At 44.9% G+C, this 15,191-nt stretch carries 13 protein-coding genes; all 13 read left to right on the forward strand.

Going from position 1 to position 15,191, the window contains the following annotated elements; translation table 11 throughout:
- The first annotated feature begins 79 nt into the window (after window positions 1-79).
- Window positions 80-922 (forward strand): aldo/keto reductase, encoded by an 843-nt coding sequence (locus tag AALA56_RS00370; protein ID WP_369908247.1) that lies wholly within the window; start codon window positions 80-82, stop codon window positions 920-922.
- Window positions 923-1,193: 271 nt separating this feature from the next.
- Entirely contained in the window at window positions 1,194-2,108 is a 915-nt protein-coding gene (gene glyQ / locus AALA56_RS00375; protein WP_369908248.1) for a glycine--tRNA ligase subunit alpha, read from the forward strand.
- 13 nt (window positions 2,109-2,121) lie between these two features.
- On the forward strand, window positions 2,122-4,161 hold the full coding sequence (glyS, locus tag AALA56_RS00380) for a glycine--tRNA ligase subunit beta (RefSeq protein ID WP_369908249.1): 2,040 nt from the start codon (window positions 2,122-2,124) through the stop codon (window positions 4,159-4,161).
- An 18-nt stretch (window positions 4,162-4,179) separates the two neighbouring features.
- The gene (locus AALA56_RS00385; RefSeq protein ID WP_369908250.1) at window positions 4,180-4,437 is read left to right on the forward strand and encodes a DUF896 family protein; all 258 of its coding nucleotides are present in this window, start codon (window positions 4,180-4,182) and stop codon (window positions 4,435-4,437) included.
- A 167-nt stretch (window positions 4,438-4,604) separates the two neighbouring features.
- On the forward strand, window positions 4,605-5,336 hold the full coding sequence (locus tag AALA56_RS00390) for an ABC transporter ATP-binding protein (protein WP_369908251.1): 732 nt from the start codon (window positions 4,605-4,607) through the stop codon (window positions 5,334-5,336).
- A gap of 17 nt (window positions 5,337-5,353) precedes the next feature.
- Complete coding sequence (locus AALA56_RS00395) at window positions 5,354-6,943, forward strand: ABC transporter permease (RefSeq protein ID WP_369908252.1); 1,590 nt, start codon at window positions 5,354-5,356, stop codon at window positions 6,941-6,943.
- A 59-nt stretch (window positions 6,944-7,002) separates the two neighbouring features.
- The gene (gene proB / locus AALA56_RS00400; RefSeq protein ID WP_369908254.1) at window positions 7,003-7,824 is read left to right on the forward strand and encodes a glutamate 5-kinase; all 822 of its coding nucleotides are present in this window, start codon (window positions 7,003-7,005) and stop codon (window positions 7,822-7,824) included.
- The gene (locus AALA56_RS00405) at window positions 7,811-9,061 is read left to right on the forward strand and encodes a glutamate-5-semialdehyde dehydrogenase (protein WP_369908255.1); all 1,251 of its coding nucleotides are present in this window, start codon (window positions 7,811-7,813) and stop codon (window positions 9,059-9,061) included. The genes proB and AALA56_RS00405 overlap by 14 nt, the downstream gene beginning before the upstream one ends.
- Window positions 9,062-9,143: 82 nt before the next feature.
- Entirely contained in the window at window positions 9,144-10,094 is a 951-nt protein-coding gene (rsmH, locus tag AALA56_RS00410) for a 16S rRNA (cytosine(1402)-N(4))-methyltransferase RsmH (RefSeq protein ID WP_369908256.1), read from the forward strand.
- A gap of 8 nt (window positions 10,095-10,102) precedes the next feature.
- Complete coding sequence (gene ftsL / locus AALA56_RS00415; protein WP_115268432.1) at window positions 10,103-10,426, forward strand: cell division protein FtsL; 324 nt, start codon at window positions 10,103-10,105, stop codon at window positions 10,424-10,426.
- 3 nt (window positions 10,427-10,429) lie between these two features.
- Window positions 10,430-12,652, forward strand: a complete 2,223-nt coding sequence (pbp2x, locus tag AALA56_RS00420; RefSeq protein ID WP_369908257.1) for a penicillin-binding protein PBP2X — start codon at window positions 10,430-10,432, stop codon at window positions 12,650-12,652.
- Window position 12,653: 1 nt separating this feature from the next.
- On the forward strand, window positions 12,654-13,652 hold the full coding sequence (gene mraY, locus AALA56_RS00425; protein ID WP_369908258.1) for a phospho-N-acetylmuramoyl-pentapeptide-transferase: 999 nt from the start codon (window positions 12,654-12,656) through the stop codon (window positions 13,650-13,652).
- Window positions 13,653-13,741: 89 nt separating this feature from the next.
- Window positions 13,742-15,085, forward strand: coding sequence for a DEAD/DEAH box helicase (locus AALA56_RS00430; RefSeq protein ID WP_369908259.1), 1,344 nt, complete (start codon window positions 13,742-13,744; stop codon window positions 15,083-15,085).
- Window positions 15,086-15,191: the final 106 nt, after the last annotated feature.

Raw genomic sequence — 15,191 nt, forward strand, 5'->3', positions numbered from 1 at the left:
AGCGGTTTATTTTTGGAGATAAAATCTGTTGACGTGCCAGACAAAAGGGGATAAACTAAGTAAAAAAAGGAGGGCTATTATGACAAAGACCTACACATTAAACAACGGAAAAACGATCCCTGCTATTGGTTTTGGAACCTTTAAAGCAAAAGACGGTGAGGAAGCTTATCAGTCTACTCTAGCCGCTCTCAAGGCAGGCTATCGCCATATCGACACAGCTGCTGTCTATGGCAATGAAGAAAGTGTCGGACGTGCGATTAAAGACTCAGGGCTAGATCGAGAAGAGCTTTTTATCACGACAAAACTCTGGAACACAGCCCACACCAAGGAAGAAGCCCATCAAGCCTTGAATGAATCACTAGCCAAACTAGGGCTTGACTATGTTGACTTGTACTTGGTGCATTGGCCAAATCCAAAACCGCTTCGTGACGGTGCTTGGAAAAAGCGTAATGCCGACGTTTGGCAAGCGCTTGAAGAGGAAGTGGCACTCGGTCGTGTGCGCTCTATTGGTGTCAGCAACTTTATGGTGCACCACCTAGAAGCGCTGTTTGAGACAGCAACTATCACTCCTGCGGTCAATCAAATCCGCCTAGCACCAGGTGTCTTACAAGAAGAGGTTGTCGCTTATTGTCAGGACAAAAACATCTTGTTAGAAGCTTGGGGACCATTTGGTCAAGGTGAGCTCTTTAGCCACCCAGTAGCTAAAAGCTTGGCTGAAAAATATCAAGTCACCATTGCTCAACTAGCTCTTATCTGGAGTCTTGCTCACGGCTTTTTGCCACTACCTAAGTCTGTAACACCTGAGCGTATCACATCAAACCTAGATGTCCCAGATATGACTCTAAGCGCTGAGGATATGAAAGCACTTGATACACTCTCTGGTGTCTCAGGAGCCTCTGACCCAGACCAAGTTGACTTTTAGTAGATAAGCATGGACAAAAGTCACTAGTTTTGCTATAATTACCCTTGTAAAAAGAGAAAATGACACCTTGTGGGTTTCAAAAGCGAGCTTGGGGTTGGTGTGAGCCAAGCGGAGCCTAGTGTGATTGGCGCTCTTTTGCTATGTTTGATAAACCAATGAAGTTATAAATTAGGGTGGAACCGCGTACCAACGCCCCTATGTTTTACATAGGTGTGTGGGCGGTTCTTTTTATTTATCGCTTACATTAGGCTAATAGGAGGATACCGATAAGATGTCACAAAAATTAACCTTCCAAGAAATCATTTTGACGCTCCAGCAGTATTGGAACGATCAAGGCTGTATGCTCATGCAGGCTTATGACAATGAAAAAGGAGCAGGAACCATGAGCCCATACACATTCTTGCGTGCCATTGGACCTGAGCCTTGGAATGCAGCTTACGTAGAGCCTAGTCGTCGTCCTGCAGACGGACGCTATGGGGAAAACCCAAACCGTCTCTACCAACACCACCAATTCCAAGTGGTTATGAAACCAAGTCCAAGCAATATCCAAGAGCTCTACCTCAAGTCATTAGAGCTTTTGGGGATCAATCCGCTTGAGCACGACATTCGCTTTGTAGAGGACAACTGGGAAAACCCGTCAACAGGTTCAGCTGGTCTTGGTTGGGAAGTCTGGCTTGATGGTATGGAAATCACTCAGTTCACTTACTTCCAACAAGTTGGAGGTCTTGCGACACAACCTGTTACTGCCGAGGTGACTTACGGTTTGGAGCGCTTGGCGTCTTATATCCAAGAGGTCGACTCTGTCTATGATATTGAGTGGGCTCCTGGCGTTAAGTACGGTGAGATCTTTAAGCAACCTGAGTACGAACACTCCAAATACAGCTTTGAAGTGTCAGACCAAGACATGTTGCTTGAAAACTTTGACAAGTTTGAGGCAGAAGCAAAGCGTGCGCTAGAGGATAATCTAGTACACCCAGCATATGACTATGTGCTCAAATGCTCACACACCTTTAACTTGCTTGACGCCCGTGGTGCGGTGTCTGTAACAGAGCGTGCTGGCTATATTGCTCGCATTCGTAATCTCGCTCGTGTGGTCGCAAAGACCTTTGTCGCTGAGCGCAAGCGTCTAGGCTATCCGCTTCTTGACGAAGAGACACGCCATGAATTATTAGCAAAAGAAGACTAAGAAAGGAGCTATCATGACTCATAATTTACTTGTCGAACTTGGACTTGAAGAGATGCCAGCCTACGTGGTGACACCTGCCATGAAGCAACTTGGAGAAAAGATGACGGCTTTCCTAGCGGACAATCGTCTCACCTTTGAGGACATCGAAGTATTCTCCACACCACGTCGCCTCGCTGTGCGTGTCAAAGGCTTAGCTGATAAACAGTCTGACTTAGAAGAAGACTTCAAAGGACCTGCAAAGAAAATTGCACTGGACGCTGATGGCAATTTCACTAAAGCAGCAGAAGGTTTTGTGCGTGGTAAGGGCTTGAGCGTTGACGACATCACATTTCGTGAGGTCAAGGGTGAAGAGTACGTCTATGTGACCAAGCACGAAGAAGGAAAACCAGCCCGTGAGGTTCTTACAAACGTCACAAGTGTCCTCAAAGACTTGACCTTCCCTGTCAATATGCACTGGGCAAACAACACTTTTGAGTACATCCGCCCTGTGCATACCTTGATTGTGCTGCTTGATGATGAGGCGCTTGACCTTGATTTTCTTGACATCACATCAGGTCGCACCAGTCGTGGACATCGCTTCCTAGGGACAGAAGTTGAGGTAGCGTCAGCGGATTCTTATGAGGAGGACTTGCGCCACAGCTTTGTTATCGCAGATAGCAAGGAACGTAAGGACTTGATTGTTTCTCAAATCAAAGCTATCGAAGAAGAACACGACGTTGTCGTTGAGATTGACGATGAGCTTCTCGATGAAGTACTTAATCTCGTCGAGTATCCAACAGCCTTTATGGGTGCTTTTGATGAGAAATATCTGGCGGTTCCAGAGGAAGTTTTGGTGACATCTATGAAAAATCACCAACGCTACTTTGTCGTGCGTGACAAGTCTGGTAAACTCCTTCCGCACTTTATCTCAGTGCGTAATGGCGATAGCCACTTCATTGAAAATGTCATCAAAGGAAATGAAAAAGTTTTAGTAGCAAGGCTTGAAGATGGTGCTTTCTTCTGGCGTGAGGACCAAAAATTAGTGATTGCTGACTTAGTTGAAAAGCTCAAACACGTCACTTTCCACGAAAAAATTGGCTCTCTCTTTGCCCACATGGAACGCACAAAAGTCATTGCTGGCTATTTGGCTGACAAGGCAGGCTTGAGCGCTGATGAGAAAGAAGCTGTTTTACGCGCAGCATCTATCTACAAGTTTGACCTATTGACTGGTATGGTTGGTGAGTTTGATGAGTTACAAGGTATCATGGGTGAAAAATACGCTACTCTCGCTGGCGAGTCTGAAATGGTTGCGACTGCTATCCGTGAACACTACTTGCCAAACTCAGCAGACGGAGACTTGCCTGAGACTAAGGTCGGAGCAATCTTAGCTATTGCTGACAAACTGGACACAGTGCTTTCTTTCTTTTCTGTTGGGCTTATCCCAAGTGGTTCTAACGATCCTTATGCGCTTCGTCGTGCGACTCAAGGGATTGTCCGCATTTTAGACGCTTTTGGATGGGATATTCCGCTGGATGAGCTGGTTAGCGACCTGTATGCTCTTAGCTTTGATAGCCTAGACTATGCTAATCAAGACCAAGTCATGGATTTTGTCGTGGCTCGTATCGAAAAAATGATGGACAGCGCCATCGCAAAAGACATCAAAGAAGCAACGCTTGCTTCATCAACTTATGTCGTTGGTACCATGCTAGAAGCCAGCCAAGCGCTTGCGACAAAGAGTAAGGACGCTGGTTACAAGGCAGCCGTTGAGAGCCTCTCACGTGTCTTTAATCTAGCTGAAAAAGCAGATACTAGTGCTACGGTCAACCCTAGTCTTTTTGAAAATGACGAGGAAAAAGCGCTACACGATGCTATCGAGACCTTAGAACTCTCAGCTGATATGACTGAAAATCTAGACAAACTCTTTGCACTTAGCCCAGTCATTGACGCCTTCTTTGACAATACCATGGTTATGGCAGAAGACGAAGCCCTCAAAAACAACCGCCTCGCTCTGCTTTCTAGCCTTGTTGCAAAAGCCAGCCAAGTCGCAGCCTTTAATAAACTCAATACCAAGTAAACTTTAAAGGAGGACACTATGGATCCTAAGAAAATCGCTCGTATTAACGAGCTTGCTAAAAAGAAAAAAGAAGAAGGCTTGACACCAGAAGAAAAGGTAGAGCAAGCCGAACTTCGTGAAGAATACATCGAAGGCTATCGCCGCGCCGTTCGTCACCACATCGAGGGTATCAAGATTGTCGATGAAGAAGGCAACGACATCACACCTGAAAAACTACGCCAAGTCCAACGCGAAAAAGGACTTCACGGACGTAGCTTAGATGACCTAAATTCTTAATAAGAAGGTCTTAAAAAGGTCTTGCTCAGGTAAGACCTTTTTATTGAGAATTTTTTTGGAAGCGCTTGACAAGGCTTTTCATGAGGAGTATAATGAAGCCAAAGGAAAATTGTATTTGTTTGATAGAACAAACAAATACCTGCTTAGCAGGATAAAGGAGGAGAACTATGATAAGGTTTGAGCATGTGTCAAAAGTGTATGAGGGAAAAGAAGCGCTAAGCGACCTCAATCTCACTATCAATGATGGAGAAATCTTTGGGCTCATAGGACACAATGGTGCAGGGAAAACAACGACCATCAGCATTTTGACCTCCATCATTGAGGCGACTTATGGCGAGGTCTATGTGGATGATTTGCTGCTTTCTGAGCACAGGGATGAGATTAAGCGCAAGATTGGCTATGTGCCAGACTCTCCTGATATTTTCTTAAATCTGACAGCGCAGGAGTACTGGCAGTTTTTAGCGACTATCTACGGCGTGCCAAAGGAAGAAGCGAGTGAGCGCATTGACCAGCTGGTTACTCTGTTTGAGCTAGGTGAGCGTCGCTACGAGGTCATTGATGGCTTTTCGCATGGGATGCGCCAGAAGGTGATTGTCATCGGGGCTTTGGTGTCCAATCCTGATATTTGGATTTTGGATGAGCCTTTGACAGGGCTTGACCCACAGGCGTCCTATGATTTGAAAGAAATGATGAAAACGCATGCTAAAGAAGGAAACAGTGTCATCTTTTCAACGCACGTCCTTGCCGTAGCTGAGCAGCTGTGTGACCGCATTGCCATTCTCAAAAAAGGAAAGCTCATCTATGTCGGTAGCATCGAGGAGCTCAAGAAAAGCTATCCAAATAAAGATTTGGAGACGATTTATCTGGAATTGGCAGGCAGAAAAGCGCAAGAGGACTAGCGCATGAGGAGGTTATTATGAAATGGTCAACGATTTGGGAGTTAGTAAAGGTCAATATCCTCTACTCAAATAGTAATTACTTAGCCAATATCCGCAAAAGGCAGGAAAAAAAGCAAAAAGATCGCTTTTCTATCGCCAAGGAGATGATTAAAAATCAAGTCATTCTTCTAGTCGTGATGATGGTTTGCTTTAGTTATTTTCTACTGATGGTGGACTATAAGCACTATCCTTACTTCTTGAGTCAGCAGACGATCGTCTTTGCTGTTATGGCGCTGATGACGTCCTTTTCAGCCATGTATAGTGTCTTTTACGAAAGTGGCGACACGAAGAATTATGTTTATCTGCCCATTGAGTCAAGAGAGCTCTTTGTCGCAAAGGTCATTGCCTCTTTAGGGATGAGTCTTTTGTACTTGGCGCCTACCTTGACACTCTTTGCTTTTGCTTATTGGCAAATCACAGGCAATCCTTTCACGATTCTGCTAGGTATCGTCAATTTTGCTGTTTTGTCGGTGACGGTGCTTTCTTTGTCGCTTCTTGTGACAGGCTTGATTGGGCGCTATATCGTCAAGAGTCGTCATCAAAAGACAATTTCAACAGCCTTGACGGCTATTGCTAGCTTTGGAGCCTTTGTTCCTATTCTTTATATCAATATGACCAGTTCCCAGCTAGATGATGAGCAAGCGCTCGCCCACATCACGCCACTGCCTTACTTTAGAGGTTTTGTGGATATTGTACGTGCTCCTTTTTCAAAGGAGAGCCTTCTCAACTATTGGTTGCCTATCGCTGTGACGGTGCTTATCATCGTAGCTGTTATCACTTTTATTGTGCCAAACTACTACAGAGATACGCTCTATGCTAAGGTCGCACCTAGTAAGAAACAGTCAAAAAAAGCGATAAAAATACGCAGTTTGGGTCGTTTGATGCGACGTCATCATCTCTCTACTCTAGGGCATGCTTCGCTCTTGGTACAAACCTATAGTGTGCCTGTTATTTTAGGGATTTCCTTTTCAGGAGCTATGATTAGGTTTAGCACTTTCTTTGACAGTAAGCATTTTGGTGTGACCTTTCTAGTAGGCGTCTTGCTGGGGCTTTTTATGACACAGTCTGCTTCCATTTTGGGCGTTGGTTTGTCTTTAGAAAAGGACAATTACACTTATCTCAAGACCCTACCTTTTTCTTTCAAAGGCTTTATCAAGCAGAAGTTTTGGGTCTTGTATGGCGTTCAGGTCTTGCCACCAGCTCTTCTCATGTCTATTGCTACACTTTTTTTTGGTATGCACCCTGTTTTAGTGGTGAGTCTCTTTGTTGGCATGTTGCTCTCAGCTCTTATACAAGGGCAATTCATCTACCGCAGCGACTACCGTCATCTCAATCTCAACTGGCAAAATATCAACCAGCTCTTTAACCGTGGCAATAGCCAAATGCTAACGGCTCTTATCTTCTTTGTTGAGTTGATTGTCGGTGTGGTACTCCTTTGCATAGCTATCTTTGCCTCCTTCAAAATCAATCCAACGGTTGTGAGTGGCGTCATCCTTGTCATGTCGGCGCTTGTCATAGCTGCCCTGCAGCTTCTCATCAATCGTCTGTTTTGGAAGACATTAGTATAAAGAAAAACCTAGATAATCCTATCTAGGTTTTTTGCTGGCTTTGTGTTATAATTTTGGATATGAAACGAAATTTTGAGAGTATAAAGCGTTTGGTGATTAAGGTGGGGACAAGTACGCTTATTTTGCCAAATGGAAAAATCAATTTAGAGAGTATTGACGGCTTAGCCTTTGTCATCTCAACCTTGATGAATCGTGGGGTAGATGTGATTTTGGTCTCGTCTGGAGCCATGGGATTTGGCTTAAATGTCCTTGATATGGACAAGCGTCCTAAGGAAATCGACCAGCAACAAGCCATCTCAAGCGTTGGTCAGGTCGCTATGATGAGTCTTTACACGCAGATGTTTAACCACTATAGAACCACTGTTTCACAGGTTTTATTGACCCGTGATGTCGTGGAGTATCCAGAGAGCTTGAGAAACGTGACCAACTCTATCGAGAGTCTGCTCAAGATGAGGATTGTGCCTATCATCAATGAAAATGACGCCATCAGTGTGGATGAGATGGACCACCAGACCAAGTTTGGGGACAATGACCGTCTGTCTGCCGTTGTAGCAGCCTTTACACAGGCGGATTTGCTGATTATGCTATCAGACATCGATGGGCTCTATGATAAAAATCCTAATATCTACGACGACGCTGTTTTACGCAGTTATGTGCCAGAGATTACAGAGGAGATTTGGCAGTCAGCAGGTGGCGCTGGCAGCAAGTTTGGCACAGGCGGCATGCGTAGCAAGATTAAGAGCGCTCAGATGATGTTTGATGTGGGTGGTCAGATGATTTTGATGAACGGCAAAGACCCAAGACAAATGCTAAAGGCACTCTCTGGTGAGACAATTGGAACGTATTTTGCAAGTGAGGTGACACGAGATGACAATCATTGATAGACTGGGACAGCAGGCAAAGGCAGCCAGCAGTGACCTAGCCAACCTAGCAACTAGCACCAAAAACAAGGCACTCTACCAGATCGCTAAGGATTTGCTGGAGAGTGAAGACTATATCCTAGCTGAAAATGCCCGTGATGTCGACAAAGCTGAGGAAAACGGTATTTCTGAGATTATGGTTGACCGTTTGTTGTTGACAAGAGAGCGTCTAGAAGCTATCGCCACAGGGCTTCGTCAAGTGGCGGACTTGGCTGACCCGATTGGACAAGTGGTGCGTGGCTACACCAACATGGATGGGCTCAAAATCGTTCAAAAGCGAGTACCGCTTGGTGTTATCGCCATGATTTTTGAGAGCCGTCCCAATGTTTCTGTTGACGCTTTTAGCCTTGCCTTTAAGACTGGAAATGCTATTATTTTGCGTGGTGGACGTGACGCTATCAACTCAAACAAAGCGCTGGTTGATGTGGTGCGAAAGAGTCTAGAAGCTCAAGGCATCACACCAGATGCGGTGCAGCTTGTCGAGGACACCAGCCACGCTGTGGCGAGAGATCTTATGCAGGCGGTGGATTATGTTGATGTGCTCATCCCACGAGGCGGGGCTAAGCTCATTCAGACGGTCAAGGAAACCTCAAAAGTACCTGTCATTGAGACAGGGGTTGGAAATGTCCACATCTATGTGGATGAGTATGCTGACCTTGAGATGGCGACACGTATTGTCATCAATGCCAAAACACAGCGCCCAAGCGTCTGCAATGCCTGCGAGAGCTTAGTGGTTCACAAAAGTGTGGCAAAAGACTTCCTTCCTCGCTTGGAGGAGGCTATTCAAAAAGTTCATGCTGTCGAGTTTCGTGCAGATGAGATAGCGGCGTCTTACCTTAAGTCGGCAGTTCCAGCCAGTGATATGGACTATGCGACAGAGTTTTTAGACTACATCTTGTCTGTCAAGGTTGTTGACAGCCTAAACGATGCGATTAACTGGGTCAATCGCTACAGCACACGCCACTCAGAAGCGATTGTAACGACCAATATCAATCACGCAGAGCGCTTCCAAGATGAGGTGGATGCGGCAGCAGTTTATGTCAATGCCTCCACACGCTTTACAGATGGTTTTGTCTTTGGTTTGGGTGCTGAGATTGGCATTTCCACTCAAAAGATACATGCTAGAGGTCCCATGGGGCTAGAAGCTCTGACAAGCACCAAATTTTACATCAATGGCTCTGGTCAGATAAGAGAATAAGGATTTTGCGATTTTACAAGTTACTAGGAGTAAAATCGCTTTTTCGTTTATCCTTTGCCTAAATTATGGTAAAATAAAAGTTATGACTAACGAATTTAAACACGTCACTGTTTTATTGCATGAGACGGTTGATATGCTTGATGTCAAACCAGACGGTGTCTATGTGGACGCTACTTTAGGTGGGGCTGGGCATAGCAGCTATCTCTTATCACAGTTAAATGACAAGGGGCACCTCTATGTTTTTGATCAGGATCAAAAAGCGATTGACAACGCTCAGATTCGCCTAGCCGACTATATCCAAAAAGGACAGGTCACTTTTATCAAGTCCAATTTTCGACACTTAAAGGAAGAGCTAGAAAAGCACGGTGTCGATAAAATTGACGGTATTCTGTATGATTTGGGAGTGTCTAGTCCGCAGTTAGACGAGAGAGAGCGTGGTTTTTCCTACAAGCAGGATGCGCCGCTTGATATGCGGATGAACCGTGAGCAGTCTTTGACGGCTTATGATGTGGTTAATGGCTATGATTATCACGACTTGGTGCGTATCTTTTTTAGATATGGTGAGGATAAGTTCTCAAAGCAAATTGCGAGAAAGATCGAGACTTACCGCAAGACCAAGCCTATCGAGACGACAACAGAGCTAGCTGACATCATCAAGTCAGCAAAGCCAGCTCGTGAGCTCAAGAAAAAAGGGCACCCAGCCAAGCAGATTTTTCAGGCGATTCGTATAGAGGTCAATGACGAGCTAGGTGCAGCAGATGAGTCTATACAGGCTGCTATTGATTTGTTGGCAGTGGATGGGCGTATCTCTGTGATTACCTTTCATTCGTTAGAAGATAGACTGACCAAGCAGCTCTTTAAAGAGGCTTCAGAACTGCATGCACCAAAGGGACTTCCCTTTATCCCAGAAGACATGCAACCAAAACTAAAACTGGTCAATCGTAAGCCGATATTACCAAGTGAAGAAGAATTAAGAGCCAATAACCGTGCGCATTCAGCCAAGTTGCGTGTGGCACAAAAGGTTCGTGACTGATAGATGATATGACAAGAGATGACACTAAAGAAAAAGAAACGCTGAGTTTGCAGCGCCGTATCCGCAAGTTTTCCCGTATTGAAAAAGCATTTTATGCGAGTATCATCATCACTGCTATTGTCATGGCGGTGGGGATTATTTTCTTGCAGAGCCGTAATTTACAGCAAAAGCAGGAAATATCGCACTTAAACAGTCAGATTACGCAAAAACAAACCGAGTATGATGACGCCAAGCAAGAGGTCAATGAGCTCACGACTAGAGACCGAGTAACTGAAATTGCTAATAATGCGGGCTTGTCCAATAAGACTGGAAATATTCAAAAGGTGGATTAGACGATGAAACGCAATCGCTTTTTAAAGTATGTGATTAAGGATAGAAAAAGCCCAGAGAAAAATAGAGAGCGTGTAGGGCAGAATCTTATGATTTTAGCCATCGCTCTATTTTTCATTTTTGTGGTGAATTTTATCGTAATTGTTGGCACAGATAAAAAGTTTGGGCAGAACTTGTCCGCAGAAGCTAAGAAAGTTTATCAAACGACCGTTAAGGTGCAGGCAAAGCGTGGGACTATTTATGACCGTGATGGCAATGCCATTGCTGAGGACGCAACGACCTATACCATTTACGCTATTATCTCAAAGAGTTACAAAGATAGTAGCGGTAAAAAGCTCTATGTCCAGCCCTCGCAGTACAATACGGTTGCAAAGATTTTAAATGAGCAGCTGGGTATTGAGAAAAAAGAAGTCCTCAAGCAGCTCAAGCAAAAAGATCTCTTCCAAGTTTCCTTTGGAACTAAAGGTAAAGGGATTTCCTACACGACCATGACGGCTATTCAAGAGGCGATGAAAAAAGCGAATATCAATGGGATTGGCTTTGAGACCAGCCCAGGGAGAACCTATCCAAATGGTATCTTTGCTTCCCAGTTTGTCGGCTACGCTCAGCTAGAGGATGATGACTCTGGTAGCCAGTTAGTCGGAAAAACCGGCTTAGAAGCGTCGCTCAATACCCTCCTTTCTGGGACGGATGGCTATATCACCTACGAAAGAGACAGCAATGGAAATACTCTTCTAGGTTCTGTTATAAAGTCAAAACCAGCTGTCAATGGTAAGGACGTCTACACGACTCTCTCTGAGCCATTGCAGACCCTGCTTGAAGGGCAGCTCGACGCCTTTCAAAGTCAGGTCGAAGCTAAAAACATAACTGCAACGCTGGTCAATGCTAAAACCGGTGAGATTCTCGCCACAGCGCAGCGTCCGACCTACAACCCAACTGACCCTCAAACTTATAATGACCTTTCAAATAAAAATGACCTCCTCTATCAAACTTACTTTGAACCCGGCTCAACCATGAAAGTCATGACCCTAGCGTCAGCCATTGACAGTGGCGCCTTTAACACGACAGAGTATTACTACAGTAACCAGTACGAGGTTGGTGACGTGACGGTGCGTGACTGGGACGTCAATGAAGGAAAAACTGAAGGCTTGTACATGAACTTTGCCCAAGGTTTTGCCCACTCAAGTAACGTCGGCATGTCTATTTTAGAGGAAAAAATGGGAGACAACACTTGGTTTAGCTATCTCTCTAAGTTCCGCTTTGGCTATCCGACCCGCTTTGGTATGCTCAATGAAGACGGCGGGCTCTTTCCTAGCCTAACACGTGTCAACGGTACCATGACCTCCTTTGGTCAGGCTATCGGTGTGACCCGTGTGCAGATGCTAAGAGCCTTCTCAGCCATCTCAAACGATGGCGTCATGCTTGAGCCACAGTTTATCAGAAGCGTCTACGATCCAAATACAGACACTAGCAGAACCGCAACGACCGAAGTTGTCGGCAAACCCATCTCGAAAAAGGCAGCCAGTCAGACCCGTGACTACATGGTCACTGTCGGAACGGACTCTACCTACGGGACACTTATCTCGAACGGTCAGCCTATCATCCAAGTCGGCAATCAAAGTGTAGCCGTCAAGTCTGGTACAGCCCAAATCGCTGAAAATGGCTCTTACTTGACTGGAAAGAACGACACGATTAACTCTGTTATCGCAATGGTGCCGTCTGATGATCCTGACTTTATGATGTACGTCACTGTCCAACAACCAACAAAATGGACAGGTACAGAGTGGTCTACCATTTTCAATCCGGTGCTTGAGCAAGCTATGGCAATGAAAGATACCTTGACAACCTCAACGGTCAAAGAAGCGACAGCTTCTAAGTACACCTTGCCAAATATTGTTGGAGAAAGCCCAGGATCTAAAGCTGTTGTGCTACGTCAAAACATCATTCAGCCGATTATCCTAGGCAATGGTAGCAAGATTAGCAAAGTGTCTAAAGCAGCAGGCAGCAAGCTCTCGGAAAACGAGCAAATCTTGCTCCTTACTGATAAACTCACAGAGCTGCCAGATATGTATGGCTGGACCAAGAAAAATGTCGAGACCTTTGCCAAGTGGACAGGCATTGACATCACCATAAAAGGCAAGAAGTCAGGGACTGTCACCAAGCAAAGTGTCGAGTCAGGTAAGGCTATCAAAAAAGTGAAGAAATTAACAATAATATTAGGAGACTAACATGACAATCAGTTTATTGGCAGGTGCTATTGCGTTTATACTAACCGTTCTTGCAATGCCAAGGTTTATCCGTTATTACCAATTAAAGAAAATTGGTGGTCAACAAATGCACGAAGATGTTAAGCAGCACCTAGCAAAGGCTGGGACACCTACGATGGGAGGGACAGTCTTTCTAGCAGTTGCTATCATTGTAGGATTTGTCTTTAGCTTGTTTGACAAAGCTCCTCTAGGCGCTCCGCTTGGTATTTTACTGGTCGTTTTGATTTATGGGATTATCGGCTTTTTAGATGATTTCTTGAAAATTTTCAAACAAATCAACGAAGGCCTCACGCCTTGGCAGAAGATGAGCTTGCAGATTATTGCGGGGCTGCTCTTCTATTTTATCCATGTGCGTCCAAGTGGGACAGACTCGATTAACATCTTTGGCTATCACTTGCACTTAGGAGTCTTTTATCTGCTCTTTGTGCTTTTCTGGGTTGTCGGCTTTTCAAATGCGGTCAACTTGACAGATGGTATTGATGGGCTAGCGTCTATCTCTGTTGTGATTAGTTTAGTTGCTTACGCTGTTATTGCCATTATGCAAAAGCAGTTTGATATTTTGACCATTATTGTGACCATGATTGGGGCATTGCTAGGTTTCTTTGTCTTTAACCACAAGCCAGCTAAGGTCTTTATGGGAGATGTCGGTAGCCTCGCTCTTGGTGCCATGCTAGCAGCCATCTCTATTGCCCTGCGTCAAGAGTGGACACTACTTCTCATTGGTTTTGTCTATGTCTTTGAGACAGCCTCTGTCATGCTACAGGTGACTTACTTTAAATACACCAAGAAAAAAACAGGAGAAGGCAAGCGTATCTTTAGGATGACACCTTTTCATCATCACCTAGAGCTAGGTGGTTTGACTGGGAAGGGGTCAACTTGGAGTGAGTGGAGAGTTGACGCTTTCTTGTGGGGTGTTGGGATTGTCATGTCAGCCATCACCTTAGCCATTCTCTATTTATAAGGCGATAGACTGAGAATTTCCTCAGTCTTTTGCTTTTTAAAGGGCAATCATGCTATAATAAAAAGAACGAAAACAAAGAGAGAGAAGATATGACTTTTAGAGATTTTAACTTTAAACCTTACATTCAAGAAGCGCTTGATGAGCTTCGCTTTGTCGATCCAACACCCGTTCAGCAAAAGCTGATTCCAGTTGTGCGTTCTGGACGTGACTTGGTTGGTGAGTCAAAGACTGGCTCAGGAAAGACCCACACTTTCTTGCTCCCTATTTTTGAGAAATTAGATGAAGCTAAAAATGAAACACAAGTGGTTATCACAGCGCCTAGCCGTGAGCTAGCAACCCAGATTTACCAAGCAACCAAGCAAATCGCAAGCCATGCCAAAAATCCTATTCGCATTGGGCACTATGTGGGCGGTACGGACAAGAAGCGCCAGATTGAAAAGCTCAAGACAAGCCAGCCACATATCGTTATCGGCACACCTGGGCGTATCTATGACTTAGTCGCGTCCGGCGACCTTGATATTCACAAGGCGCACACTTTTGTTGTGGATGAGGCGGACATGACTCTGGACATGGGCTTTTTGGGGACTGTGGACAAGATTGCAGCCAGTCTGCCAAAAGACGTGCAGATTTTGGTCTTTTCAGCCACCATTCCACAAAAATTGCAACCCTTCTTGAAGAAATACCTGACCAATCCTGTTATAGAAACCATCAAGACAGAGACAGTCATCGCAGACACTATCGACAACTGGTTGATTTCTACCAAAGGACGTGATAAAAATGCGCAAATCTTAGAAATTTCAAAACTCTTGCAGCCATTTCTTGCCATGATTTTTGTCAATACCAAGGAACGTGCGGATGATTTGCATGCTTATCTGTCCAGCAATGGGCTCAAGGTGGCAAAGATTCACGGAGGAATTTCGCCACGTGAGCGTAAGCGTATCATGAACCAAGTCAAGCAGCTAGACTATGAGTACATTGTCGCAACGGATCTTGCGGCACGTGGGATTGATATTGAGGGCGTGAGCCATGTCATCAACGACAGCATTCCTCAAGATCTGTCTTTCTTTGTCCACCGTGTTGGGCGTACAGGGCGTAATGGGCTTTCTGGTATTGCCATTACCCTTTATCAGCCAAGTGATGACTCTGATATTCGTGAGCTGGAGAAGATGGGCATTCGCTTTGTACCAAAGGTCATCAAAAATGGTGAATTTCAAGACACTTACGACCGTGACCGCAGGGCAAACCGTGAAAAATCTTACCAAAAACTAGACACTGAAATGATTGGTTTGGTTAAAAAGAAAAAGAAAAAAATCAAGCCGGGCTACAAGAAGAAAATCCAGTGGAAAGTGGATGAAAAGCGCCGCAAAGAACGCCGTGCTGCCAACCGTGCTAAAGGACGTGCAGAGCGTAAAGCCAAGCGCCAAAGTTTTTAAAACCATACAAGCACCTCAATTGGGGGTGCTTTTGTGATAGCTTTTTCTTATAGCTTGATAGAAAAGAGGTATTAGTCAAGTCTGTCAATTGGTGTTAGACTAGTCT

Origin of the sequence: Streptococcus hyointestinalis (assembly GCF_041225505.1) — a bacterium.
Lineage (GTDB): Bacteria > Bacillota > Bacilli > Lactobacillales > Streptococcaceae > Streptococcus > Streptococcus hyointestinalis_B.

Coding starts and splice junctions, on each gene's coding strand:
- glyS (WP_369908249.1), top strand. CDS start 2,122: ATGACTCATAATTTACTTGTCGAACTTGGACTTGAAGAGATGCCAGCC.
- AALA56_RS00370 (WP_369908247.1), top strand. CDS start 80: ATGACAAAGACCTACACATTAAACAACGGAAAAACGATCCCTGCTATT.
- ftsL (WP_115268432.1), top strand. CDS start 10,103: ATGACAAGAGATGACACTAAAGAAAAAGAAACGCTGAGTTTGCAGCGC.
- AALA56_RS00385 (WP_369908250.1), top strand. CDS start 4,180: ATGGATCCTAAGAAAATCGCTCGTATTAACGAGCTTGCTAAAAAGAAA.
- proB (WP_369908254.1), top strand. CDS start 7,003: ATGAAACGAAATTTTGAGAGTATAAAGCGTTTGGTGATTAAGGTGGGG.
- AALA56_RS00395 (WP_369908252.1), top strand. CDS start 5,354: ATGAAATGGTCAACGATTTGGGAGTTAGTAAAGGTCAATATCCTCTAC.
- mraY (WP_369908258.1), top strand. CDS start 12,654: ATGACAATCAGTTTATTGGCAGGTGCTATTGCGTTTATACTAACCGTT.
- AALA56_RS00390 (WP_369908251.1), top strand. CDS start 4,605: ATGATAAGGTTTGAGCATGTGTCAAAAGTGTATGAGGGAAAAGAAGCG.
- glyQ (WP_369908248.1), top strand. CDS start 1,194: ATGTCACAAAAATTAACCTTCCAAGAAATCATTTTGACGCTCCAGCAG.
- pbp2x (WP_369908257.1), top strand. CDS start 10,430: ATGAAACGCAATCGCTTTTTAAAGTATGTGATTAAGGATAGAAAAAGC.
- AALA56_RS00405 (WP_369908255.1), top strand. CDS start 7,811: ATGACAATCATTGATAGACTGGGACAGCAGGCAAAGGCAGCCAGCAGT.
- rsmH (WP_369908256.1), top strand. CDS start 9,144: ATGACTAACGAATTTAAACACGTCACTGTTTTATTGCATGAGACGGTT.
- AALA56_RS00430 (WP_369908259.1), top strand. CDS start 13,742: ATGACTTTTAGAGATTTTAACTTTAAACCTTACATTCAAGAAGCGCTT.